The organism is Bartonella sp. CR127HXZ (genome assembly GCF_042194555.1).
Taxonomy (GTDB): Bacteria; Pseudomonadota; Alphaproteobacteria; order Rhizobiales; family Rhizobiaceae; genus Bartonella; species Bartonella grahamii.
The window spans coordinates 61,580-87,773 of sequence record NZ_JBHIMZ010000003.1 but is presented as its reverse complement, the minus strand read 5'-3'; the positions used below and the strand labels follow the sequence as shown (position 1 = coordinate 87,773).

23 protein-coding genes and 1 other RNA gene are annotated in these 26,194 nt (G+C 37.1%); 5 read left to right on the top strand and 19 right to left on the bottom strand.

Translation table 11 applies throughout. The annotated features are described in order from the left end of the window. Window positions 1-78 precede the first annotated feature (78 nt). The 18 genes from ACFIKY_RS02960 to ACFIKY_RS02875 form a co-directional block, all read right to left on the bottom strand. Window positions 79-780 (bottom strand): tRNA (guanine(46)-N(7))-methyltransferase TrmB, encoded by a 702-nt coding sequence (locus ACFIKY_RS02960; protein ID WP_375635987.1) that lies wholly within the window; start codon window positions 778-780, stop codon window positions 79-81. Next, on the bottom strand, window positions 777-2,045 hold the full coding sequence (metK, locus tag ACFIKY_RS02955; protein WP_273787797.1) for a methionine adenosyltransferase: 1,269 nt from the start codon (window positions 2,043-2,045) through the stop codon (window positions 777-779). Before metK ends, ACFIKY_RS02960 begins: the two co-directional genes overlap by 4 nt. A gap of 130 nt (window positions 2,046-2,175) precedes the next feature. Then, window positions 2,176-2,589 carry a helix-turn-helix domain-containing protein gene (locus ACFIKY_RS02950; RefSeq protein ID WP_012754634.1) on the bottom strand — a complete coding sequence of 138 codons (414 nt, stop codon included), beginning with the start codon at window positions 2,587-2,589 and terminating at the stop codon, window positions 2,176-2,178. Between the two features lie 148 nt (window positions 2,590-2,737). Next, window positions 2,738-4,372 (bottom strand): apolipoprotein N-acyltransferase, encoded by a 1,635-nt coding sequence (lnt, locus tag ACFIKY_RS02945; protein ID WP_375661390.1) that lies wholly within the window; start codon window positions 4,370-4,372, stop codon window positions 2,738-2,740. Further along, entirely contained in the window at window positions 4,335-5,360 is a 1,026-nt protein-coding gene (locus tag ACFIKY_RS02940; RefSeq protein WP_375635985.1) for a hemolysin family protein, read from the bottom strand. Before ACFIKY_RS02940 ends, lnt begins: the two co-directional genes overlap by 38 nt. 85 nt (window positions 5,361-5,445) lie before the next feature. Continuing rightward, window positions 5,446-5,937 (bottom strand): rRNA maturation RNase YbeY, encoded by a 492-nt coding sequence (gene ybeY, locus ACFIKY_RS02935; protein WP_375635984.1) that lies wholly within the window; start codon window positions 5,935-5,937, stop codon window positions 5,446-5,448. Continuing rightward, the gene (locus ACFIKY_RS02930) at window positions 5,934-7,058 is read right to left on the bottom strand and encodes a PhoH family protein (protein ID WP_375661402.1); all 1,125 of its coding nucleotides are present in this window, start codon (window positions 7,056-7,058) and stop codon (window positions 5,934-5,936) included. The genes ybeY and ACFIKY_RS02930 overlap by 4 nt, the downstream gene beginning before the upstream one ends. A 158-nt stretch (window positions 7,059-7,216) precedes the next feature. Beyond that, the gene (gene miaB / locus ACFIKY_RS02925; protein ID WP_375656052.1) at window positions 7,217-8,593 is read right to left on the bottom strand and encodes a tRNA (N6-isopentenyl adenosine(37)-C2)-methylthiotransferase MiaB; all 1,377 of its coding nucleotides are present in this window, start codon (window positions 8,591-8,593) and stop codon (window positions 7,217-7,219) included. Between the two features lie 40 nt (window positions 8,594-8,633). Then, a complete protein-coding gene (gene rimI, locus ACFIKY_RS02920; protein WP_375652636.1) occupies window positions 8,634-9,116 on the bottom strand; it encodes a ribosomal protein S18-alanine N-acetyltransferase in 483 nt (160 codons plus the stop codon). After that, window positions 9,116-9,802 carry a tRNA (adenosine(37)-N6)-threonylcarbamoyltransferase complex dimerization subunit type 1 TsaB gene (gene tsaB, locus ACFIKY_RS02915; RefSeq protein ID WP_375652637.1) on the bottom strand — a complete coding sequence of 229 codons (687 nt, stop codon included), beginning with the start codon at window positions 9,800-9,802 and terminating at the stop codon, window positions 9,116-9,118. The genes rimI and tsaB overlap by 1 nt, the downstream gene beginning before the upstream one ends. Window positions 9,803-10,541: 739 nt before the next feature. Further along, on the bottom strand, window positions 10,542-11,570 hold the full coding sequence (locus ACFIKY_RS02910) for a YeiH family protein (protein ID WP_375661388.1): 1,029 nt from the start codon (window positions 11,568-11,570) through the stop codon (window positions 10,542-10,544). Window positions 11,571-11,619: 49 nt separating this feature from the next. Beyond that, complete coding sequence (gene recR, locus ACFIKY_RS02905) at window positions 11,620-12,225, bottom strand: recombination mediator RecR (RefSeq protein WP_012754642.1); 606 nt, start codon at window positions 12,223-12,225, stop codon at window positions 11,620-11,622. A 29-nt stretch (window positions 12,226-12,254) separates the two neighbouring features. Continuing rightward, window positions 12,255-12,578, bottom strand: coding sequence for a YbaB/EbfC family nucleoid-associated protein (locus ACFIKY_RS02900; RefSeq protein WP_012754643.1), 324 nt, complete (start codon window positions 12,576-12,578; stop codon window positions 12,255-12,257). 14 nt (window positions 12,579-12,592) lie between these two features. Then, window positions 12,593-14,533: a DNA polymerase III subunit gamma/tau gene (locus tag ACFIKY_RS02895; RefSeq protein ID WP_375661387.1), complete on the bottom strand. Its 1,941-nt coding sequence runs from the start codon at window positions 14,531-14,533 to the stop codon at window positions 12,593-12,595. Between the two features lie 223 nt (window positions 14,534-14,756). Further along, window positions 14,757-14,854: signal recognition particle sRNA small type (gene ffs / locus ACFIKY_RS02890), an RNA gene on the bottom strand. A 1,587-nt stretch (window positions 14,855-16,441) separates the two neighbouring features. After that, complete coding sequence (locus ACFIKY_RS02885) at window positions 16,442-16,849, bottom strand: hypothetical protein (protein WP_375635978.1); 408 nt, start codon at window positions 16,847-16,849, stop codon at window positions 16,442-16,444. Between the two features lie 344 nt (window positions 16,850-17,193). Beyond that, window positions 17,194-18,057, bottom strand: coding sequence for a prephenate dehydratase (locus ACFIKY_RS02880; RefSeq protein WP_375647129.1), 864 nt, complete (start codon window positions 18,055-18,057; stop codon window positions 17,194-17,196). Then, complete coding sequence (locus tag ACFIKY_RS02875; RefSeq protein ID WP_375635976.1) at window positions 18,054-18,785, bottom strand: 3-deoxy-manno-octulosonate cytidylyltransferase; 732 nt, start codon at window positions 18,783-18,785, stop codon at window positions 18,054-18,056. The genes ACFIKY_RS02880 and ACFIKY_RS02875 overlap by 4 nt, the downstream gene beginning before the upstream one ends. Before the next feature lie 104 nt (window positions 18,786-18,889). Between ACFIKY_RS02875 and ACFIKY_RS02870 the strand changes: the two genes are divergently transcribed. Continuing rightward, complete coding sequence (locus tag ACFIKY_RS02870; RefSeq protein ID WP_375635975.1) at window positions 18,890-19,453, top strand: c-type cytochrome; 564 nt, start codon at window positions 18,890-18,892, stop codon at window positions 19,451-19,453. Window positions 19,454-20,345: 892 nt separating this feature from the next. On the opposite strand, the gene ACFIKY_RS02865 is transcribed toward ACFIKY_RS02870, so the two are convergent. Then, window positions 20,346-21,140 (bottom strand): molybdopterin-synthase adenylyltransferase MoeB, encoded by a 795-nt coding sequence (locus ACFIKY_RS02865; RefSeq protein ID WP_375635974.1) that lies wholly within the window; start codon window positions 21,138-21,140, stop codon window positions 20,346-20,348. A gap of 87 nt (window positions 21,141-21,227) precedes the next feature. Here ACFIKY_RS02865 and gshB point away from each other — a divergent pair, with 87 nt between their 5' ends. From gshB to pstA, 4 genes are all read left to right on the top strand, one after another. Continuing rightward, entirely contained in the window at window positions 21,228-22,166 is a 939-nt protein-coding gene (gene gshB, locus ACFIKY_RS02860) for a glutathione synthase (protein ID WP_375635973.1), read from the top strand. Window positions 22,167-22,308: 142 nt separating this feature from the next. Beyond that, window positions 22,309-23,355, top strand: a complete 1,047-nt coding sequence (locus ACFIKY_RS02855) for a PstS family phosphate ABC transporter substrate-binding protein (RefSeq protein ID WP_375635972.1) — start codon at window positions 22,309-22,311, stop codon at window positions 23,353-23,355. Window positions 23,356-23,430: 75 nt separating this feature from the next. Beyond that, complete coding sequence (pstC, locus tag ACFIKY_RS02850; RefSeq protein ID WP_375635971.1) at window positions 23,431-24,891, top strand: phosphate ABC transporter permease subunit PstC; 1,461 nt, start codon at window positions 23,431-23,433, stop codon at window positions 24,889-24,891. Further along, window positions 24,888-26,177: a phosphate ABC transporter permease PstA gene (pstA, locus tag ACFIKY_RS02845; protein ID WP_375635970.1), complete on the top strand. Its 1,290-nt coding sequence runs from the start codon at window positions 24,888-24,890 to the stop codon at window positions 26,175-26,177. Before pstC ends, pstA begins: the two co-directional genes overlap by 4 nt. The last annotated feature ends 17 nt before the right edge of the window (window positions 26,178-26,194 follow it).

The window sequence follows — 26,194 nt, the reverse complement described above, 5'->3', positions numbered from 1 at the left end:
ATAAGACCAAGAATTTAGCTATTGATACTCTTAAATTCAAAATTTTTCAAGTTGTTTATGAGAAAAGCGCTTGATCATTTATTTCTTGATAAAGGTAAGATAGGCGGGCGTCCGTCCTTCGCGTAAAGCTTTTGCTTCATAGCGGGTTCCTTTCCATAGTGGATAAGGGAGTTTCCAGTCTTGAGGGTTTTCTGCTTTCCATTCAAAGTGATCATGTTGTGCACAATGGTACAAAGTCCAGTTTACATAACTGTCGATATCACTAGCAAAGCGAAAAATTTTCCCTATTTTAAGAACACGAGCAAAACGGTTAAGATTTTTTGTGTTGATGAAACGTCGTTTCCAGTGTTTCTTTTTCGGCCAAGGATCAGGATAGAAGAGGTCTATTCCATCAAGCGAGTTATCAGGGAGCCAATCAAGGAGGCGTGTAGCATCATCATTATAGAGGCGAAGATGATTTTGATAGTTTTGATGCTGTTCAAGAGACAACAATATTTTTGCCATGCCATTGATAAAGGGCTCGACGCCGATAAAACCGGTTTTTGGAAAATATTCCATTTCATGAAGTAAATGTTCACCTCCACCAAAGCCGATTTCAAGTCGAATTTCTCTTACTTTGCTTGAAAATAAGGATGTAAGGTTTGAGGGAGGTGGGACATTTAAATCAATATTTAAATTGGGGAGAAGCATTTTTATACGTGTAAGATGACTGTTTCGAAGTTGTTTTCCTTGTCGGCGTCCAAAAAATGCTTCACTCTTGCGTGTATTATATTTAATCATGGGATTTGGATCATTGTTTGAAGCGTTTTCACGAGATCAGTTTTTTCCCATGAAAACGAACCATCGTGTTTTGGTTTTCGCCCAAAATGACCATAGGCAGCTGTTTTCGCATAAATAGGTTTATTGAGGTCAAGATGTTTTCGAATGCCGGTAGGTGAAAGGTCCATTATTTTGCGAATGGCTGCTTCAATAACTTTTTCATCGACTTTTCCTGTTCCGTGAAGATTGAGATAAATAGATAAAGGTTGTGCAATACCAATTGCATAAGAGAGTTGAATGGTGCATCGCTCTGCTAAATGAGCAGCAACAATATTTTTAGCCAGATAGCGTGCCGCATAGGCTGCAGAACGATCAACTTTTGTTGTATCTTTTCCTGAAAAAGCACCGCCTCCATGGGGTGCTGCACCTCCATAAGTATCCACAATAATTTTGCGTCCTGTTAATCCGGCATCGCTTTGAGGACCACCAATGACAAATTTTCCTGTTGGGTTAATATACCAACTGCATTGATCTGCAATGGGAATGTCATGTAAAGCTTGACGAATGTAAGGTTCAACCACTGTACGTACCTTGTTGGAATCCCAGCTTTCATCGAGGTGCTGCGTTGAAAGAACAATGGATGTGACCTCTATCGGTTTTCCATTTTTATAGCGTATGGTTATTTGGCTTTTAGCATCTGGTCCTAATTTTCCAGCTTCTCCCTCTCCTTTATGACGGGCTGTGGCAAGAAGTTTGAGAATTTTATGCGCATAATAAATCGGCGCAGGCATGAAATCAGGTGTTTCACGGCAAGCATATCCAAACATGATGCCTTGATCACCTGCTCCTTCTTCACCATGCCGATCCGTAGCATTATCAACTCCTCTTGCTATGTCAGCTGATTGAGGGCGCAAAAGAACATCAATTTTAACAGTTTTCCAATGGAAACCTGCTTGTTCATAGCCAATGGTACGAATAGCACGGCGCGCTGCTGTACGAAAACGCGTAGGATTAATGAGTGGAAAGCCAGTTTCATCATAGATAAATTCTTTATTTTTATCTTTTTTTAATAGCGTATCGGGAACACGCACTTCACCAGCGATAACAACACGGTTGACACTGACGAGAGTTTCACAGGCAACGCGTATTAACCATGGATCAGTACCAGTCTTTTCAGCTTCTTTATAGATCATATCAACGATTTCATCGGAAATACGATCACAAATTTTATCAGGATGTCCTTCCGATACCGATTCGCTCGTAAAAAGATAATCTTGATGCGGCATAGGAACTCCTTCAAAAAAGAAAATCAACGATTTAATTAATCGCTTACTAAAGTTGTCACGATTTGCTAATTCTACAGCAAATCGTCAATGAAAATTTATATGAATAAAAGAAAAAAGATATAATTTTAATTTATAGCTTATTTGTCAAATCTTCCTCAGAAAGTGCTTTTGCCAAGTCAATAATTTTTCGACGCACTTTAGCATCAGATATATTTGTAAAAGCGCGCATGAGCTGAATCCCTTCGCTGCTAGAACAAAAGTCTATAAAATTGTGATCACTTTCAGCAAAACCCTCTACTTGTTGGGAGGTAATACCTTTATCAAAAAAGTAAGAAACAGGAACATCCATAATTTCCGCTATCGCTTGAAGACGACTGGCACCAATACGGTTTGTTCCTTTTTCATATTTTTGGATTTGCTGAAAAGTAATTCCTAATTTTTCGCCTAGTTTCTCTTGAGTGAGTCCTAAAATATTACGACGTAAACGGATACGAGTTCCAACATAGATATCTATAGGGTCAGGTTTTTTTCTAGTTTCGGTCATAATGCAACTCTTTATTTCCAGCACGTTTCTTCTAAGCCAACATCATATTTATACGAAGCTGATTCATCATATAATTAAGATAATATGTAATATTTTTTCCCAATATTACTGGTACACGCAACATAATACCGTACAAAGGGCACTTGAATCATTTAAGCTGTTTTGTAGAACCAAAACCAACACGACACAATAGCATAAGGATGAATAAGATAAAAGTAGAGAAAGTTCTGTATTCATTGCTTCCTATAGGGGTAATGGATGATGGAACTTGTGAATCAATAATGCCCACAGCATCTTGTTGAAGAGCTACAACGATTCGTCCATAAGAATCAATAATAGCTGATATTCCATTATTGGCTGCTCGTATGAGGGGGATTCCCAGTTCAACGGCACGAAGTTGTGCTTGTTGAAGATGTTGATAGGGTCCTGGTGTTACACCAAACCATGCATCATTTGTAATATTAATAATTGCTTGAGGCGGGGAGCCTTTAAAAGTCATTTCATGGGGAAATATTGCTTCATAACAAATCAAGGGTAGATAAGAAAATCCGTTTGGCAGTGTAACAATTTTGCGCACACTTGCAGCACTATATCCACCAATATTATCGGCAATGGTACGCAATCCAATTTTTTTCAATAAATTCTGATAAGGAAGATACTCACCAAAAGGAACCAAATGAAGTTTATCGGAAGTATTTAAAATATTACCTTGAGCATTAATGACTGCAATTGTATTAAAATATTGTGTTTGGGAATGAGGTAGATCATTGCTGGCTCGTATTGCTCCGATAATAGCCCATTGTTTAGGTTTTAAAAGAGAGGCAATGCGCATTGTGATAGATGAGTTATCATAGAGAAGGTAAGGAACGGAAGCTTCGGGCCATACGATAAAATCGGGTTCTGAATTTTGGTCAGTTGTTGGCATTGCACTTAGATTCATATGCGCTTCCAACATAGCTTCTCGTGTATTATCACGCAATTTTATATTTTGTTGGATGGAAGGTTGAACAATGCGCACCCAATAAGAACTTTTTTGATTTTCAGCTGTGTTTTCTATAGTATGAAGACGATAAAACCCAAAACCACTGTGAATAAATATAAGTGATAAGCAGAGAGAAAGTGCTACTTTCTTTTTTTCATCTGTTAATAAAACAGTTGGCAAACTGTAGGCTAAGACAGCAAGAATATTCATTCCGTAAAGTCCCACGATTGCATCAGATTGCATGAACATTGGGGTTGGCATGGCTGTATAGCCAAGAGCATTCCATGGAAATCCTGTGAATAAAAACGCACGCAACCACTCGGCCAATCCTAATGCAAAGGCTAAAACAAAAAAGCGTGCTATTCCTTTTGTCCATAATAAACCAACAATGAAACCAGAAAAAAACCAATAAAGAGAAAGGTAGAGTGGAGGAACTAAAATGGCTAATGGGACTGCCCAACCAAAAGAATCTGGATCTGTTAACAAAGCATTGCATAGCCACCAAAGTCCGCAAATAAAATAACTAAAACCAAAGGTTCCACAGCTTAAAGCATAAATAAAAAAATGTTTTTTATTGTTTTTTGCGGCCCGTATTGAGTCAAGTAAAACAATAAAGAGAGGGAAAGTTAAAAAGCAAAGAGGTGTCAAATAAAAGGGTGGAAGTGCAAAAGAAGTAAGAGCACCACACAGAAATATCCATGCTTGGCGCTTCCAACCGGTAACAGAGGACAAAAAAACGATGAAATTGTTTAAAAACGCTGGACTATTCTTTAGGGATGACATTGTTCTCAAGATTCTCATTTTTTGGAATGCGAAAAATACGCAATCGCTTAATCCGGCGTTTATCAGCTTCTAAAATACGAAATCTATAACCAGGTACAGCTTCGACAATTTCACCTTTGGCAGGAATGCGATCAAGAATGGAGACGATCAAACCACCAATCGTATCAACATCATCACCATATTCCCCTACGATAAAATCAGGACCAAGAGCTTTCTCCACATCTTCTAGTTCAGTTCTTGCATCAACGAGCCATTTATTGTTTGGTTCACGTACGATAGCATTGTCGACATTATCATGTTCATCTTCGATATCACCAACGACCAATTCAACAATATCCTCCATTGAAACGAGACCATCTGTTCCCCCATGTTCATCAATAACTAAAGCCATTTGAGTTCGTGTAGTTTGCATTCGTGTTAATAATTTACTTGCAAGCATGGAACTTGGAACAAAGAGAACAGTTCGGATCAGATCCAATTCACCGATTGGGGTATGTAAGTCTGTATGGTTTAATTGAAGCAAATCGGATTTCTGTTCGGTTTTTGTTGGGATGACAATAAAGCGTGTCATATAGTTAAGAATATCGCGGATGTGAATCATGCCGCGCGGATCATCTAAAGTTTCAGCATAAACAGGTAAGCGAGAATGACCAATTTTTGCGAAACATTTAAGGGTTTCTCCAAGTGAAGTGTTTATTTCCAGTGCTTCGATTTCAGAACGTGGTATCATAACATCATCCACGCGTGCTTCACGTAAGCGTAAAATATTATGTAACATAGTACGTTCTTCAGGTGAGAAGAGGGCAGTGTCTTTTTCATTGTCAGTCGTGAGTGCAACGGTAAGATCATCGCGCAGTGATGTAGACACACAATTACGACCCCGTAAGAATGAAAACAAATGATTCATCAGAGAATATTTTTCTGTATGATTCGTCTGTTGAGAGGTTTTTTTTTCATTATTAGAAGATGTTTGACTATTATTTTGTGCATTTGTTTTGTTTGTCATGGTTTTGAAATCTTCTAAACTTTCTTTTTATAATTAGGTGAATGAGAGGCTTTAAATGGTATGCTCGTAATATTGATTTTAAAAGTTAAATTTTATCATTTATAGACAATTCAGCGTAAGGATCTTTTATGGAAAGCTTTTGCAGAATTTCTCTTTCGAGCTTTTCCATTTGATATGCTTCATTATCAGTTTCATGGTCATAGCCAAGCAGATGCAAGATACCATGAACAATCATATGCGTTAAATGGTCTTGAAATGTTTTTCCTTGTTTTTCTGCTTCGAGAACAACAGTCTCTCGCGCAATAATAATATCACCGAGCATGGGACCAGGTCGATTTCCAGCTTTAAGTGGAAAAGCAGGAAAGGATAATACATTAGTAGATTTGTTTTTGTTGCGCCATTGTGCATTGATTTGTGCCATATGTTTATCATCCGTAAAAAGCAGGCTAATCTCGCTTACAACATTTGCCAATGAAACATGATGCATAGTCGTCATTAATGCTTTTTCAGTGATATTATAAAGCATTTTCTCATCATTCCACCCTGCGCTTTTAACCATTATATCAATAATAATCATGATGAATCAAATTCATTTTTTAATGCACCGTATGCGAATGATTTTTTTTTATTTTGTATTTCGGAATCGCGATCATAAGCACGAACGATAGCAGCAACAAGTGGATGGCGTATAACATCTTTTTCATCAAAATGTACAATCGCAATATTTTCTACATTTGAAAGAATGCGAATTGCTTCAATGAGACCTGATTTTTGCCCTGTAGGCAAATCAATTTGGCTTACGTCACCGGTAACAATCATACGTGTTCCTTCTCCAAGACGTGTGAGGAACATTTTCATTTGCATGGGCGTAGTATTTTGTGCCTCATCAAGAATAACAGCAGCATGGGCAAGTGTTCGTCCGCGCATAAAGGCAAGAGGAGCAATTTCTATGACACCAGAAGCTAAAATGCGTTCTATTTTTTCAGCGGGCATCATATCATAAAGAGCATCATAAAGTGGTCGTAAATATGGGTCGACTTTTTCTTTGAGATCACCGGGAAGAAAACCAAGATGTTCTCCAGCTTCAACAGCCGGACGTGAGAGAATAATTCGCTCAATGATACCACGTTCTAGAAGCATTGCAGCATGAGCAACAGCAAGATACGTTTTGCCTGTTCCTGCTGGTCCTACACCAAACACAAGTTCAGTATGCTCCATAGCGCGTATGTAAGCATCTTGTATTGGAGTTCTTGCATGAATTATTTTTTTATGGGTACTCAACCGTGCTGGTATACGTTTCGTTGCAGATTTGTGTGTTATTGTGTCTTCTTTCTGCTTCTTTGGTATATTTGCCATAGCAAGCGCTCCTTTTATATCTGATAAAGTGAGCTCTTGGTGTGTTTTGGCACGTTCATAAAGTTGCTGCAATACATATTGCGCACGTTTTATAACAGAAATATTTCCACGGATTAAGACTTCATTACCACGCGGATGAATACTAAGTTCAAGTTTTTTTTCGATATAAGCGAGATTTTCGTCAAATTTACCAAAAACTGCTTTTGCATATTTATTATTTTCGAAAATCAAAACAACTTGGCTCGGATCTGAAGCGCTTGTTTGTTTCAAGGTATCAGCCTTTTCAAGGGACATATTTACTTTTTCTTTAATACGCTTTATTTTTTCGGTTGAAGCTTTCAGCCTATTCTCCATATCTACATAAATATTGCACGTTTTGTTAAGTAAATTCTATAAAAGACATTTTTTAAAAAAAGTGCACGTTTTAGATGTAATCATTTTCTTTTAAAATAAAAGAGTTTTCCAAAATATTTATTGTGAACAAGGTTTTAGAAGTATGTTTATCTATTTGTCACTTCACCAACAAAACTGTTTGAGCTTGCATTTTTAATATGAATTTCTATTACGCTACCTGTAGAGACTTCTGTATCTACGACAACAGGTAAAAGCCAAGGGGAACGTCCTACCATTTGCCCTGAGTGACGTCCAGGTTTTTCGATGAGAACGTTAGTTTTTTGACCAATTTTAGAACGCAAAAACGCATTTTGTTGCTCAAGGAGAAGGACTTGTAAATGTTGAAGGCGGGCATCTTTTACAGATTCATCAACATGATTTTTCATTGTGGCTCCCACTGTTCCAGGACGGGGGGAATATTTAAAAGAATAAGCTGAACTGTACTGTACTTGTTGAATAAGTTTAATGGTTTCTTCAAAGTCTTCATCTGTTTCTCCTGGAAACCCTACAATGAAATCGCCTGAAAAGGCAATATCTGGCCGTGCGGTTCGAATTTTTTCGATAAGATGAAGATAATGAGAGCTTTTGTGTTGGCGGTTCATAGCTTTTAAGATGCGATCTGAACCTGATTGAACAGGAAGATGGAGGTAAGGCATTAACATATCAAGATCTCGATGCGCGGCAATAAGGCTGTCATCCATATCACGTGGGTGGCTGGTTGTGTAACGCAAACGCTTTAAACCATCGAGTTTTGCAAGATGATAAAGAAGATCGCCAAGACGCCAAGTTTTGCCATCAGCACTTTGCCCATGCCAACCATTGACATTTTGTCCAAGCAGCGTAATTTCTTTGACACCCGCTTCGATGAGTTGAAGGGCTTCTTCAGTAATTTGCTCAACGGATCGTGATATTTCGGCACCGCGTGTATAGGGCACAACACAAAAAGTGCAAAATTTATCGCAACCTTCTTGTACTGTTAAAAATGCGCTAACACCTCGTTTTCTTACTGCATGTTTATTATGGGGCGGTAAATGAGCAAATTTATCTTCAACAGCATAGTCTGTTTCGATAATTTTTTTTCCTTGTTTGGCTTTCTCTAACAATTCTGGCAAGCGATGATACATTTGCGGACCAATAACAAGATCCACTGTTGGAGCACGGCGCAAGATTTCACTTCCCTCAGCTTGTGCAACACAACCCGTTACACCAACCATCAGGGGTTTATCAGGTGTGCGCTCTTGACGCATAACGCGCAAACGACCGAGATCAGAATAAAGTTTTTCTGCTGCTTTTTCACGAATATGACAGGTATTAACAAGAATAAGATCGGCCTCATTGGGAATTTGTGTTGTCACATAGCCTTGCGAACTGAGACTATCAGTCATCCGTTGGCTATCATAAACATTCATTTGACATCCATAGGTTTTGATAAAAACCTTTTTCGGAGCAACAGGAGGCGTATTTTTAGGATTTTCTTTATTCATGGTGCATGTGTAAATGTTTTTTACACAAATCTCAATCTATTTACTTAAAAGTTTTTTGCATGATAATTGCATCACCACGACCATCTTTTGACGGGTAGTAGGCAAGACGTTCAGAAATTTTTTGAAATTCAAAGCGTTGATAAAGGTTCAAAGCAGAAAGGTTTGTGGCTTCTACTTCCAAGAATAATTTTATAGCGCCTTTGTCGTGAAGATGGTGCACTGTGCTTTCGATAAGAAAGGTACCAATTCCTTGTTGACGATAATGAGGGTGAACAGCAATTGTGATGATTTCTGCTTCATCAAGGATGAGGCGGCATAGGCAAAAGCCTAAAATTTGATCAGAGCGATCAATGAGAAACACTTTGTATCCGAAGATAGAGTGATCTGTTAAGAAATTATCAAAAGCTTGTTTTCCCCAAGACGGAGTAAAACAATGTTGATGAATTTGATGAAGAGGAGCACCATCATTAACTTGTAGCGGAGCAATTCCAAAATTCTTTTTTGTCAATGAAAATTTGGGCATTATTTTTTTTGTGGTAAAGCAAAATTGGTTTGTTGTTTTGCATCAGCGCTGCGTAGATAGAGTGGGCGAGGAGAATTTTTTGATTGTTTGTTTGCGGCAAGATAAGCATAGTTTACAATATCAGCCGCTTCGCAGGGGATTTTTTCTAGGACAATTTTTTCGTTTATTTTATGGCTTTTAATATGCTCCACAATGACATCAGTAGCTGGGCCGGTCAGTCGGGTTTTTTTTGGTAAATCTTCGAGGATATTTTCAATTGTTTTTAATCCAGGCGCTCCCAAAGGTGTGAGATCATTATGAAAATTTTGATGGTAGAACATCTCTCTCCCTGCTTCAATGACAACAGTAATTGCTGATGCTGTACTTTTACTGTTTATTACTTGTGCTGCTAACGCTTCAAGAGCACTTACTCCAACAGCAGGTATTTCAAGTGCTAATGCCAAAGCGCGCGCTGTTGCAACACCGACACGTACACCAGTAAATGATCCAGGTCCAATATTGACAGCAATACGCTCAACTTGATCAAGCGTCATATTGGCTTGTGTCATTGTTTGTGTAATCTGCCCAATAAGTTTTTCAGCATGCCCTTTGTTCATGCGCTCATTGATACGCGCAATAACAGATTTATGACGAATGAGCGCAACAGCACAATAAATTGAAGCAGTATCTATAGCAAGGATAAGCATAAAAATATTTTAGTTGAATAAAACGATAAACAAAAGTTCTGCTGTATTTTTAATCTTTTTATTATCGTATATTTCATTTGTAAGAAAGTTACTAGTGCCAATAAGCAACAATATCTTTTTATGGGATAGAACGAGATGTTGATTTAATCCCTATTTGTTTTCACTTTTTGAATGAGTACCTTGAATATTGTAAGATTCTCTTATTTCAAATCTACTTATGGTGAGACAATTAAAGTTATTAGCTTGTATATTACAAGCGGAATTAGGGTGTGAATAAAAACTGTTGAAGAAAAGAATAAAAACTCCTTTCACGAATCGTTTAAATGTAAGGATTGTCACAAACATTTTGAGCTATCAAATAGTATGATGATGCCATTTGTATTCCATAGTAAGTAAAAGTAAGTTAAAAGGGGGAAAGCCATGACCCCACATTTTTTCCCAATAAGAGCATATTCTATCAGTCTTTATATAAAAACTTCAGCGTAATGAGAGCAGATGAAAGAAATGGCATTGTTTTGCATGAGTTACGTATTTTAATACTACGTCGTTGCAAATCATTATGGACTGAAAAGCAAATTTGACAGTTTTCACTTAAATATCAGCTCTTTCAATTTTTTTGTATAGAATAATGAGCAGTATTTTAGAACTTTTTCTGGTTGTATGAAAGAACTGATTTTAATATTAGTGAACCTTTGGATTGATTGCATGCTCCATTGAAAAAAAATAATTAATGCATATTTCAAAATGTTATATGGTTCAGATCAATCAATCCTATCATGATAAGGCTACACGCGCCAAGAAGGAGTATGGAGGAAGTTGAAGCTAAAATAACGCGCCATCCTGCTTTTTTTAATGAGCGGATATCAACACCTAATCCTAAAGCTGCCATTGAAATGACCGTGAACAGTTGAGCAATAAGTCTGATCGGGTTTATAGCCGTTTCAGGAATAAGTCCGCTTGAACGAATAAGCATCATGATAATAAAACCGATGATAAACCATGGGACGAGAGTATGTAGACGAAAATGTGTTTGTGCTGATCGACGATAGATGATGGATAGGATAAAAATAACAGGGCCCAACATTAAAACCCGCACCAATTTGACAATTGTTGCAATTTGAACGCTCACGAAAGATATTGGCGCTGTTGCTGCTAAGACCTGTGGTACAGCATAAACAACCATGCCAGCAAGCACACCGTATTGGTTAAATGATAAATTCAAAAGTGGGTGTAAAAAAGGGAGAAATAAAATAATAAGAACCCCTAAAAGAGCGGTAAAAGCAATTGCTGCCGCTACATCTTCATGTTTAGCATGAATGACAGGGGCAGTTGCAACGATAGCTGAATTGCCACAAATGGCATTACCACAAGCGACCAGCATTGCTAAATTTGCAGAAAGTCCAAAAAGTCTGCCTATAACAAAACTAATGAGGATCGTTATAAATATAACGAATACGACGCTTGCAAGCAAATTCCAACCGGCTGAAAGAACAGCACGGATGCTAATGCTTGCCCCTAAAAGAACAATAGCAATTTCAAGAAGCGTTTTTGCACAAAAGACTATACCTTTTTGGAAATATTTGGGCAGATTAAAACAGCTACGAGTAATTGATCCTAAAAGAATTGCCAAAACAAGGCTTTCAAGCCACGCTTCTGCGAAAAACTGTTTTTCTATTACTTCTAAACCATAAGCTAAGGCAGATATGAGCAGGCATAATAGAATACCTGGACCAAGGTCGTTCAAAAATGAGAGTTTTTTCTTTGACATTTTAATATTCCCCCGTCATTAAAGAGCTAAAGGTGAAGAGGAAAAAGTTTTAGAGATTTGTTCGTGCTTGTACAGCTGCTGCTAAAGTTCCATCATCAAGATAATCAAGCTCGCCTCCTACAGGAACACCATGAGCAAGTCGCGTAATTTTAACGGAGAAGTTAGAGAGCTGATCGGTGATATAGTGAGCAGTTGTTTGACCTTCGACAGTCGCATTGACAGCAAGAATAATTTCCGTAATAGGATTTTGTACAACACGTTGTATTAAGGTGGCAATGTTGAGTTCGTCAGGACCTATTCCATCTAAGGGGGAGAGTCGTCCACCCAATACATGGTAACGTGCGGCTAAAGTTTTTGCGCGTTCAAGAGCCCACAGATCAGCAATATCCTCAACAACGATGATTGTTGTATCATCGCGGCGCAAATCTGTACAAATTGAACAAGGATCAATGGTATCGACATTTCCACAAACAGAACAAATGCCGACTTTTTCTATAGCTGCTTGTATAGCTGCTCCTAAAGGCTCCAGCAATGTTTCCTTTTTTTTGATAAGATGAAGCGCAGCACGACGCGCTGAACGTGGACCAAGACCTGGTATACGTGATAAAATCTGAATGAGACGTTCAATCTCAGGTCCTGCAATGTATTTAGACATATTTTTGTCCCACGGAAAAATCCGTTTCATTAAAATGGAAGCTTGAAACCCGAAGGGAGCGGTATCCCTGCCGTTATACTTTTGGTTTTTTCTTCTATTGCGATTTCGATTTTTGTTCTTGCTTCATTATAAGCTGCCATAATGAGATCTTCGAGAATTTCAGCTTCCTCAGGTTTGAGTAATGAAGGATCAATTTGAATTGCTGTTATAATATTTTTGCCATTTAAAGTGATATTGACGAGACCTCCGCCTGCAGTGCCGGTAGCTTGCAGATTAGCTATTTCTTCCTGAATCTTCTGCATTTTTTCTTGCATTTCTTTGGCTTTTTTCATCATACTCATCATTTCACGCATAGGAATAGGTATCCTTATTCATCATTGATATCATTTTTATTTTTAAAAATATCAGCATTTTTAAAGGTATTGGGGAGTAAATCAAGATCATTTTCTTCTTTATTGAGTCGAATATCGACAATTTTTGCTTCTGGGAAATGGTTGAGGATTTTCGCGATATCAGGATCTGTTTCTGCATTGGAAAAAAGAGTCTTTTGAATCGCTATACTTTCCTCCTGTAAGGTTGGGCCACCTCCTTCATTAACAAAAGTTATTGTCCAGCGTTTTTCAGTCCATTGAGATATCTTTTTTTCTATATCATGAGCAAGAAATTGTGGGGTATTTTCAGAAAGTCTTAAGGTAATATGCCCAGCTTCAAAAGAAACAGGATGAACAAATTCTTTAATAAGAAGTTTGAAAGGGGCATCATTATGCTGTTCGGCTAATTGAACAATATCGTGCAAAGAATTAATCACTAGAGTTTTAGGTTGAGTAATCTTTTCTGTTGTTTGCGTGACAGAATGCGATAAATTTGCATTCTTTTCAGAAAGATCAATAGATTGAGAATTTTCAAGAGTTTCTGTTACTTCTTGGACGTTGATTTTGTCAGGTTTTTGATTTCTAACTAAATTTTCCGGTTGTAAGGAATGATCTAATTGGTTTTTCAAGGATGTTTTTAAATCTGATTGATCTGGTAATGTATTTGAAACGCTCGAGGAAGCATGGGCTTCGACCATTGTTTCTTTTGTTATATTATCTGCATTTGTAGATTCTTGATGAGAAGAGTTTTTAACCAGTGTGAGAGGTGTTTTTTCTTGCGTAAGCTTTTTTAAAGCTTCATCAAGAGTTGGTAAGTCAGCCGTGTGAGCAAGACGAATTAAAAGCATTTCAGCGGCTTGAAGCGGACGTGCAGTTTGATTAACTTCCTGTAAACCTTTGAGTAACATTTGCCAGTTTCGGGATAAAATAGGAACGGAAAGTTTTTTTGAAAAGTCTAAACTTCTTAAACGTTGTTCTTCAGTCAGTGAGAAATCTTCCACTATTTCTGGTGTAAAACGTAAACGTGTGACCAAATGATTAAAGTCGGCTAGTTCTGTCAATATAGTAAGAGGATCAGCACCTGCCTCATATTGACTGCGTAATTCATGTAATGCATTAACAACATCGCCTTTCATGATAAATTCAAAAAGATCAATAATACGTGCTTGATCCGCTAATCCTAACATTGTACGCACCGCAATGGCATTAACATTGCCATTGCTATGGGCAATCGCTTGATCAAAAATGGATAATGCATCACGTGCAGATCCTTCTGCAGCACGGGCAATCATAGAGAGTGCTTGATCTTCTACTTCTACCTTTTCATATTTCGCAATTTGGCGCAAATGTGCACTCAAAGCTTTTGATTCAATACGCCGCAAATCAAAACGTTGGCAACGCGAAAGGATTGTAATAGGGACTTTGCGAATTTCTGTTGTGGCAAAAATAAATTTCACATGGGACGGTGGTTCTTCAAGAGTTTTCAATAAACCATTAAAGGCTTGTGTTGAGAGCATATGTACTTCATCGATAATATAAACCTTATAACGTGCAGAAACAGGACGATAGCGTATTTGTTCAATAATTTCACGAATATCATCAATGCCCGTATGAGAAGCGGCATCCATTTCTATAACATCAATATGGCGTCCTTCGATAATTTGTGTGCAATGTTCACCAAGAGAGTCTAATACGGTTGTCGGTTGGTCAATATCTTTTGTTTTATAATTAAGCGCACGTGCCAAAATACGTGCTGTTGTGGTTTTACCTACGCCACGAATCCCTGTTAACATCCACGCTTGTGCAATACGACCTTTTTCAAAGGCGTTGGTGAGAGTACGCACCATAGCTTCCTGACCAATAAGGTCAGAGAAGTTTTGGGGTCGATATTTACGAGCAAGAACACGATAGGCTGTTTCTACCGGTACATTTTCCATGAATATTTCCAACTTCGAAGTTCTTTATGCGTACATTTTGATAATACAAAAGCATAGATCAATACTGTAGTCTCATATAAAAGGATTTTTTCTTAATCAAATTATTTATGGGACAATTTGTTAAAAAATAACCAAACCCCTTTATTTGCTGCATAAAAATGCCGCTCTGAAGATTAAAGGCACCTCGCTAAAAGACAGCATAAAAAATAATTTCTTCAGCAAAATAGGAGGTTGGCACGATGACCCGTACCAAAACTCGTTGGGGCTGCTTCTTTCCAGACCTGACCCAGTTGGCGAGCAGTTCGTCCACCACCAACCTCCCAAGTTCATATTGTCGATTTGGAATGAAAAATCAAGCTCAGAAACGAAAAATATCCTAAGAACGACGAAGAATTTTCCTTTGCGTTTAATTTATTGACATATAAACAACAAAGAGATTATGGATTTACCAGTTTTCATAGCAGTAGCTCTTCATATTTATTTGGTATGAAAATATTTTTCGCTTAAGATAATCTGAATGTATAATTATTCTCATTCGCTGAAACATGTAAGAGTGTTAGGATAGATACGTCTGTTCTAAAACTACGAAATTGAATCATCAAAAATTTACAACAGTCAAAGAAGCAAATAAAGTAGATAGATCATGTAATTGGCTAACATTCGAAAGTTAGGGGGAAGAGTGCTATTTAAATAATTAGCAAATATTGCTTTAATGGTGTTGCTCCTCTCACACAAAACAGAACATCCCAAACAGAATAACTTAATGTTCTACATTCACATGCTTTTTAAAGAGCTATTGCTCAGTACTGTTAACTATATTTCAAACCCCGCTCGTAAATAGTATACATACTTCCCTTGAGGTATAAATCCATTGTACACTACCCTCTTTATGCTTAATAAAAGTATAAATTTGAGCCCTCATACTATTAACAATTCCCAATGTTGCGATCCCTTGCACTTGAGAGGCTTTATAAGAAGCATTTTTATTCCTTTTTTAATCGTTTTTACTCACACACCACCCCCATTTGTAACTTTCAAGGAAACGATTTTAATTGATTCAATATGAAGATTTAAGATGGGAGGATCTTACTTTATTTGTGATTGTAATTCAGTATAAAAAATCAAAGTCTTATAATGATAAGTCAATATCTTAAATATCTTATAAGACCACCACCTGATTTCTATAGTGAATGAGAATATCAAATACGTAATATTTTTTCTTTTAACATATACGAATATAAATACTGAGTAGATGTTATCGCTCTTTGCGTGCTTGTTCTTTTAATTAAAAAACATCGATGTTTATCACAAGATGGATCAATATATGAATTTTCATCATTTGAGAAAAGGTTTCATATATTTTTTAAGTGACTGTGCTCATACAAGAGAAGATGCAACATTCAGCGCTATAGAAATAAGGGGGTACTGGTTTTATAAGCGTAAAAATGGTTCTTATTCGATATAAGCGACATTTTATAGTTTCAAATAATTATATTCTTTAACAAGGAGGGAAAAACGAGATGAATTTTTACAAAAAGCTGAATGAGTGTGATTTAAAATGCAGCGAGGAATGCATCTATAGAGAAAATTTTGCTTTTCTGTTTATCTAAGTGATTTGGGTAAGATGTGCTTCATAGCACTTAAAATGAAGCAGCTACGAAGATAGAAGTCATATTCTTATTAAAAAATAGCTTTTATAGTAGAAAATCCAGAACAATTTAAGTTTAGTCTTTTAGTTTTTGCAAAAGTCCTTCAATATCTAATGTTCTGAGCAGCTTAAGGTTTTTCCATATTAGTATAAAAATACCTCTTCAGCGATTAGTTTTAACAGCTTATCATGTCGTATTTTGAAAAAAATACCTGAAAAAAGAATAACTCTACTCAAATTTAGATGTTATAGAAATATTATTAATCATAATCTCCTGTGTCACAATTCGTTCCAACAACTTTTTTCTTCGTAATATTTTTAAAAATATAATGTCCTGACGAAGGAAAACTTATATGAAGAGATTTTATATTTTTTAGTGTAAAGACCTTCTTTTCTTTATCATGGGTTATTTTCTTTTCATCATCAACAACAATTCTCAATTTGTTTAGATCAGAAGGGGTAGAGTACGATAAAGTGAAGGATACTTTATTCGGTTTAAAGATACTACAAGAGTATTCAACTCCTTGATGGACAATATCGGATGGGGTGATCACAACACTTTCATCCAGCGAAAAATTCCATTTTCTCTCACCAAAGCCAGCAAATGCAACACTAGAGTAGGCGAAAATATTTGCGGCTAATAATCCTTGCGCGAAGATTTTTTTCATTATCCTTTCCTTTTTTCTAAAGTGAGATGAATCATAAATCAGTTTTTATAAAAATGAAAGTTCAAACTTAATGCTAAAAGCAGGGCTAAGTTGCATTTTCTAGCTTTAAACCATGTTCAGAATGATATCAGTCTAAGAGATTTGAATGCTCTATTATGTATAATAATTTGAATTGTTTTGAGAGTTAATTTGGAAGTTCGTTATCTTTATTGAAATAAATTGTCAGAAGAAATGACTTTTCTCAAGAACCTCTCTTTAATATATAAAGGGAAATATATGGTACAAGCGTTTTTATGTTTGGTTACTGTGTTTTTACATTGATTTTTATACAAGTTGAATTGCTTTTATATATACGATGTTCGATCGTTTTGTGCCGGATAAGTACCGATAATACGCAGTTCTGCAGAAAAGAAAGATAATTCTTCTAAGGCAAGTTTCATCATCGGATCTTCAGGATGTCCTTCAATATCAACAAAGAATTGTGTTGCATTGAAATTTCCACCAATTTGATAGCTTTCTAATTTTGTCATATTGATACCATTCGTTGCAAATCCTCCCATAGCTTTATAGAGAGCAGCCGGGACATTGCGCACTCGAAAAAGAAGACTGGTGATGATTTTTTCGCCATTTTTAGGCTTGGGAACATGTCGTTTGGAGCGTGAAAGGATGACAAAACGGGTAATATTATGAGGGGTATCTTCAACATCCCTTTCAAGAATATCAAGTCCATAGAGTTCTGCTGCGATCAGAGGAGCTAAGGCAGCCTGTGAACGTTTAGCATTTTTTTTAATAAATTTTGCAGCTCCAGCGGTGTCAGCAGAAACAACAGGTTTCCAACCGTTGTTTCGTATGATTTTTCGGCATTGTGCAAGGGCATGCGTATGGCTGTGGACGGTTTTAATTTCGTCATATGTAACGCCGGGCAAAACCATTAATTGAAAATGGATAGGTAAAAAATATTCATCAATAATATAAAGAGATGATTGCGGTAAAAGATGATGAATGTCTGCAACGCGTCCCGCAAGAGTATTTTCAATAGGGATCATAGCAAGATCAGCTTTCCCACTTTCCACTAAATTAAGGGTATCTTCAAAAGTAGCAGAGGGAACAGCATCCATATTGGGGAACATATTGGAGCAAGCAATATGGGAATTAGCGCCGTATTCTCCTTGGAAAGAAATTTTATTGGTTTTTTTAAGTATTTTCATGCTAAAATCTCGCGCACTTTATCGAGATCACGTTGTGTGTCTACGCCTAAGGGAATTGTATCAACTATCTCCACATCGATGCGCATATTATGTTCTAATGCACGTAATTGTTCAAGTTTTTCGCGTTGCTCGAGTGTAGAGGGTTTGAATGATATAAATTTCTCAAGTGCTTCGCGCCGATAAGCGTATATTCCAATATGATGATAAAGAGGACCATCTCCATAAGGTGCTGTGGTGCGCGTAAAATAAAGAGCACGAAGGCGATTTTGAGAAAGAGGTGTACCAATGATTTTGACGACATTGGGATCTCTTTTTTCATTTTCTTCAATGATTCGAGCACCCAAGGTTGCAATATCAGTAAAGCTATTTTCTAAAGGGCGTAGCGCATGAATGATTTCACGAGGCATTATTGTTGGTAAGTCACCTTGTATATTTAAAATGGTATTGTAACGTTGTTCAGGATCAATACGCATTAAAGCTTCATAAATACGATCAGATCCAGACTTATGATCACCTTGTGTTATGATACATTCATGCCCATAATCTGCAACAGCTTTAGCAATATCATTATGATCTGTTGCAACGATCGTACGCCCTATTGCAGCTTTTTTGGCTTGTTCTGCGACATGTACAATCATCGGCTTTCCGCCAATTTCAGCGAGAGCTTTTTGAGGAAGACGGGTTGAGCCTATACGAGCAGGAATAAGAATAATTGGTTCAAGAGCCATTGTAAGATTCCAAATGTCATCTGTGATGCATTTATGATGTTGTGTGTTATAAAGAAAAAGCTTAAACTAAAAATGGTAATGAAACCGTGAACATTTGAGTTTTTATGAATCGCTCGAGATTTATTTATTTTATTTGTGCTTGTTTATGTGTGCTGGTCATTATTGTGGGGATTTCTACACTCAGCAATATAGTTTACGATCATCCTACATCAGCCCAATATTATCATACAGTTGCCAAGAATGATACATTTCAAGAAAAACAAAAAGCACCTGATGTTTCTCTATCACTAAATAGCCGTCTTCGACAAGGCAATTTTGAAAATGGCCGTAAACTTTTTCGCCAATGTGCCATATGCCATACTTCTGGACGCAATGAAGCAGGGCGTGTTGGTCCAGTTCTCTGGGAGATTGTTAATCGCCCTTTGGCATCAGCAGCAGGTTTTGCTTATTCACGGGCATTGCGTTCTCATTCTGATCAAAAATGGGATTTTATCACTTTGGATCGTTATTTACATTCTCCACGTGAAGCTTTTCCTGGGACTATTATGTCTTTTCGTGGAATTAAAAATGATCAAGATCGTGCCGATCTTTTGCTTTATTTACGCAGTTTATCCGATCATCCTGTTCCTTTACCAATGGATAATAATAAAGCGAACGAGCCAAATTAACTTATACCATAGATGTTAATTTTAGAAAGAAGTCTGATTTTTTGTAATTTTAGTTTCACGGTTTTATCAAAAGAGCTCTTATCGATGTTTTGTTAGGGGGAACGTCCCTCATTCAAAACAGAATACATTTAATGTTACATATTTACTCGCTTGTTTTAAAGAGATCTTTTATAAAAATGCACTCTTTACGCTGTCATCTGCAGATTGATTTTCAAGATTCGTTTGCTTCACTTTTTCTACATATGCTTGTCTGTGAAATTATTGCTGAAGGATTATAAATTCATGAGCCGCAGCTTTCTTCTTCTGAATGCAATAATTATGTAATTAAAGCTCTCCATGAGGTTTAACAGAATCTTTCTGTACACATCAATACCCATGTATTTTTCTTATGGACAGAGACAATTGATTATTCTTATACGTGCAATAATCCTAAGCTGCGTTTTATGATGCTTGATGAATAGACGTTTTCTCTTGAGGTTAGAGGTGTAGGGACAGATCATTGATCTTTTATAGTATCGATAACTAAACTATGATTTAGATTATTTATTTACAGGTTATGGTTTGAAGTAAGCACTTTCATGTGAAGCAATTTTTATGTGTAAATAGTAAAATAGAGTTCTGCTGATTATATTTTTATCTACTTCGAAAATTTTTTACACAAGAATACTGATGGCAGCTAAGTTTGCACGAGTCTTTGTTCATTTATAGACGATGACATGAAATTATGCTGATAAGCTATTATAGAGAATTATTTTTTCACAAAAGGTCTTCCATATTTGTGATAAATTTAATAGTTTCCATTGGTTACAGTGTTTCGATGACTTACGATAAAACATCAGTATTTCAATACATATTGCGAGAGTGCTAAAAATTAATGCGCGAGGAGACATAATCATGATTCCCCAAGCTTCTTAATAACTATGGCATTTTCCTTATAATTTGAGCGTTTATAAGTAATAATATTAAATTGCGCTAATAATCCATTGTAGAGAAGAATTTTTCCCACTAAGGGTTCACCAATATTTGTGATCATTTTAATAACTTCCATTGCTTGTAGGGTCCCAATAACGCCAGGTAAAACACCGATGATTCCAGTTTCAGCGCATGTTGGGATAGTTCCGTGAGCCGGAGGCGTGGGAAATAAATCGCGATAGTGAGGATTATTGTCTTTATACGGCATAAGGACGGTTAATGAACCATTAAAACGTTCTACAGCACCACTTATTAAAGGTTTTTTGCATTGGGCAGCGTGATCAGCAAGAAGATAGCGTGTCGTAAAATTATCACTTCCATCAACAATGATGTGGTAAGCATTGAGCAGTTTATCCACATTACTTTTATCTAGGCGTAGGGTGTGTTTTTCAACTACAACATGGGGATTTATTGCTTTTATAGTGGTTTCAGCACTGTCTGTTTTTCTTTTGTTTATTGCATTTGTTTTATGAATAACTTGGCGTTGTAAATTGGAAAGTGAAACGATGTCGTTATCGACAATTCCAAGGGTTCCAACACCTGCGGCAGCCAAATAGGTTAAGACAGGAGCACCAAGACCACCAGCGCCCACAACAAGAACACGTGCTTTTTTTAGCTTTTGTTGCCCTGCACCACCAATCTCAGCCAAAATGATGTGGCGTGCATAGCGTTCGATTTCTTTGTTGTTTAATTTTGTATCTGTTTCTTGTGTCATAAATTTTCTCTTGTCATAGTTCTTTTATTGTTTACTAAGTTTATGGTGCATAGACCAGTCTGCTTTTAGGATAGGGAGGATTTATTTATGAAAATTGCTATTCAGATGGATCATATTTCAACAGTTCGGATTCAAGGAGATACGACATTTGCACTCGCTTTAGCAGCACAAGAACGTGGACATTCTCTCTTCCATTATACACCAGATCGTTTATCTCTGTGCGATGGTTGTGTGATTGCACGACTAGAGCCATTGATTGTGCATGATAAAGAGGAAAACTACTATCAATTAGAAAAGCCTGTTCGCACGGAATTAACAGATATGGATGTGGTTCTTTTACGCCAAGATCCACCTTTTGATCTCAATTATATCACGACGACTCATTTGTTAGAACGTATTCATCCTAAAACACTCGTTGTGAATGATCCAGCATGGGTACGCAACAGTCCAGAAAAAATTTTTGTTACTGAATTTTCTGATCTGATGCCAGAAACATTAATTACCAAAGATATTGAAGAAATAACAGCTTTTAGAGAGACATTTGGCGATATTATTGTTAAACCACTTTATGGAAATGGGGGCGCTGGTGTTTTTTATTTAAAACAAGATGATCGCAATTTAGCATCATTGTTGGAAATGTTTGCAGAAATTTATCATGAACCTTTTATTGTTCAGCGCTATTTAGAGGCAGTACGAAAAGGAGATAAAAGGATTATTTTGCTTGATGGTACACCCGTTGGAGCTATTAATCGAATTCCGACAAAAACAGATGTGCGCTCTAATATGCATGTTGGAGGTCGCGCGGAAAATGTTGAGTTAACAAAACGTGATTATGAGATTTGTGAACGCATTGCTCCAGCCTTAAAGGAACGTGGTCTTCTTTTTGTGGGGATTGATGTGATCGGAGATTATATAACAGAAATTAATGTGACGTCTCCTACAGGAATTCGTGAAATTAAACACTTCTGCGGTACAGATGTTGCTCATTTGTTTTGGGATGTTATTGAGTTCAAGCGTTCAAATTAATTTATTTGACAGAGGACAAAAACATGGTTTTAAAAAAATGATCCATGTTGTTTTTTATATTTGTTATGTTGCAAATGTGAACTAGAATGACCGTATGATATAAATTAAGAGGCTTTGTCCTCAATTTTTAGGGAGTTTATAGATGAGCAGGGTATTATCAATTGGAGTGGGATTGATTTTTGCGCTACTGCTGTCAGCAAATGGAGGCAATGCGCGCGATCAAATACAGATTACTGGTTCATCTACAGTTTTACCTTATCAAAAGATTGTTGCTGAGACATTTGGAGAAATTTATCCCCATTTTAAGGTTCCTGTTATCGAATCGGGTGGAACAGGAGCTGGTATTAAGGAATTCTGCCGTGGTATTGGGGAGAACACCGTTGATATTGTTAATGCTTCGCGAGCCATGAAACCGAGTGAATTACAGTCTTGTGTTGATGCTGGTGTAAAAGATGTTGAGGAAATACGTATTGGGTATGATGGTATTGTTTTTGCAACAGATATTAAAGGTCCTGATTGGAAATTAAAGCCAGTAGATGTTTATAAAGCTCTTGCTGCTCGAATTATTATAGATGGAAAGTTGCAACCGAATAATGTTTTGAAATGGAGTGCAGTTAATAGTGCTCTTCCTGATTGGACGATAGCAGCGTATATTCCTGGAGAGAAGCATGGGACGCGTGAAGTTTTTGAGGAAAAATTACTTACTGAGGGGTGTAAAGAGAGTGGGGCAGTTGAGGTGATGAAGTCTTTAGGAATGGATGATAAGGAGATACACACTGCTTGTATTGCGGTACGTAAGGATGGAAAAGCGGTTGATATTGATGGTGATTATTCTGAAACATTTGCGCGTCTAACTTCTAATAAAACAGGGGTTGGTATTTTTGGTTTGTCTTTTTATCAAAATAATGCTGATAGGCTAAAGGTTGCCGATATTAACGGTTTTGCGCCAACAGTTGAGACGATTTCTAGTGGACAATATCCAGTTTCTCGACCGCTTTTTTTCTATATTAAGAAAGCACATTTAGATATTGTTTCAGGTTTGCGAGAGTATGTTGACTTTTTTCTTTCTGATCAAATGATTGGTCCAGATGGTCCTTTGGCTGAATATGGTTTGATTGTTTCTCCTGAAAAGGAGCGTCAAGCACAGCGTTCTGATTTTTCTACTGGTCGAGTAATGACATTGAAATAATTTGCAGGGAATAATTGGTTGGATTTCTGGGATAGGAAATTTAGGTGCTATTTTTTATAAAAACTGAAAGATAAAATGCGCATTTCCTTCATTATTTTTCTATTATTGATTTTTGGATTTTGTGGCTTTTGTATTTCTTATATGCGAGCACGCATTCTTGAATACAAACAACATAAGATGCATTCTCGTGCGTATTATTATGGCTGGTGGACATTTTTGATTACTGTTATTCCAGCTTTTATTTTTTTAATTGTTTGGGATGCTGGGAGTACAATTTATTTAGAATATAATGCCTCTCGAGAGCTTGGGGCGTATAGTGCGCATGTAACAAAGTCTGTAAATCATGATCTACTTTGGGAGACACTTCGAAGTCTCGTCAAAATGATTCATCGCTTTGAGGGGAATCTTTCTACCGCTTCCTATAAGGAAGTGCAGGCACAGTTATTCGCGAAGGGATTGATTTTACCTAGTGAAGCATCGGATGATGTGTTCAAAATAGCACAGTCGTGGGTATTCTTTTCTGAAAAGCTTAAGTTTATAGGCTATGGTTTCCTTTTTATTATTGCGTCTTTGGGTTTTATCTGTGGAATGGTGCAAATTGCGCCTCATCAGCGTGCGCGCAATAAGGTTGAATCTTTTATTATTATTGGATTAATTTGTGCATCTATTGTTGCAGTCTTGACAACAATAGCCATTGCGCTTTCTATGCTTTTTCAGACAGTAAGCTTTTTTCAGTCTGTATCATTTTCAAATTTCTTTTTAGGAACAGTTTGGGATCCGCGTTTTTCCGCGAGCGGCTCAAGCGATGAAGTAGGACAATTTGGTTTAATACCGCTTCTTGCTGGTACGCTTTATATTGCATTTGTCGCCATGCTTTTTGCTGTACCTATAGGGCTATTTTCAGCTCTTTATATGGCTGAGTATGCTTCTGCGCGATTGCGAGCAATTGTAAAACCATTATTAGAAGTTCTTGCTGGCATTCCAACCATTGTTTATGGTTTTTTTGCTTTGAAGGTTGTAGGACCATTTTTACGTGATCTCTCTGTTTCTCTCTCAGATGGGGTTGGGTTTATTATGGCACAAAGTGTTTTGACCGCTGGAGTTGTGATGGGAATTATGTTGATACCTTTTGTTTCCTCTTTATCGGATGATGTTATTACGGCTGTTCCACGCATTTTACGTGAAGGTTCTTATGGTTTAGGCGCAACGCAATCTGAAACAATTAAAAAAGTTGTTATACCAGCAGCGCTTCCAGGGATTATGGGGGCCATTTTGTTAACGGCATCGCGTGCAATTGGAGAAACAATGATTGTGGTTTTGGCGGCAGGTGTTGCAGCAAACTTAACACTCAATCCTTTCGAAGCAATGACTACGATGACTGTTAAGATTGTTAATCAATTGACCGGTGATTTTGAGTTTAATTCTCCACAAACTCTGGTGGCTTTTGCCTTAGGGATGACGCTCTTTGTTATGACACTTTTGATGAATATTCTGGCTCTTTATATTGTGCGTAAATATCGGGAACAATATGAATGAATGAAGATTTTTTCCCTCGTCGCAATATTAGCCTCAAGCGTCGGTATTGGGCTGAACGTCGTTTTCGTGCCTATGGTTTGATTGCTATTTTTATTGGTTTGTTTTTTTTATTTACGCTTTTATGGTCTATCATTAGTCAGGGTTATACAGCTTTTTTTCAAAGTGAAATGACATTATTGATTTATTTGGATGAAAAGATCATTGATCCAAGTGGTCAACATAAAACAAAACCGCGAGTGCTCATGACGGCGAATTATCCACTTCTTGTACGCAATGCTTTAGCAAAGAAACTTAATATAGATCAAAATGACCGCGCCTCTCTTCGAGAAGTTAACCGTATGTTTTCAAATGGTGTCCGCGTTCAGCTGCGTGAAATGGTAACAAAGAATCCAAAACTGATTGGCACAATGCAAAAAGTTAAGGTTTTGGCATCTGCGGATATTGATTCTGCTTATAAGGGACAGATTGATCTGCGTGTAGCAGAAAAAAACCGTAAAGTTTCTAATCGACAAGTAGAATGGATAAAGCGTTTAGCGCATGATGGTACGCTTTATAAAACATTTAATATTGGTTTTTTTACATTTGGCGCTTCAAGTCGTCCTGAGACTGCGGGATTAGGTGTTGCGATTATTGGTTCTCTTTATATGATAGGCATCGTTTTATTAGTTTCACTTCCGATAGGCATAGCAACGGCTCTTTATTTGGAAGAATATGCACGCAAAAATAAATTTACAGATTTTATAGAGGTTAATATCAATAATCTTGCAGCTGTTCCTTCAATTGTGTTTGGTCTTTTAGGACTCTCGTTTTTTGTTAATTTTTTAGGATTACCACGTTCAGCCTCTTTTGTTGGTGGTCTTGTTTTAGCGCTCATGACTCTTCCCACGATTATTATTGCAACACGTTCTGCTCTGCGTGCAGTTCCTCTCTCTATTCGTGCAGCAGCTTTAGGACTGGGAGCATCAAAAACACAAATGATTTTTCATCATGTTGTTCCTTTAGCTGCGCCTGGTATTTTGACAGGCACAATTATTGGAGTCGCACAGGCTTTGGGTGAAACAGCGCCTTTGCTTCTGATTGGAATGGTTGCTTTTGTTGTTAATATTCCTACAACCCCCATGGATCCAGCAACGGCTTTGCCTGTTCAAATTTTTATGTGGGCGGGTGAAGCAGAGCGCGCTTTTGTTGAAAAGACGTCAGGTGCTATTATTGTATTAATGATTTTTCTTGCAATCATGAATATTTCTGCGGTTTGTTTACGTCGACGATTTGAACGCCGCCAGTAATTTTAATAAAATAACAG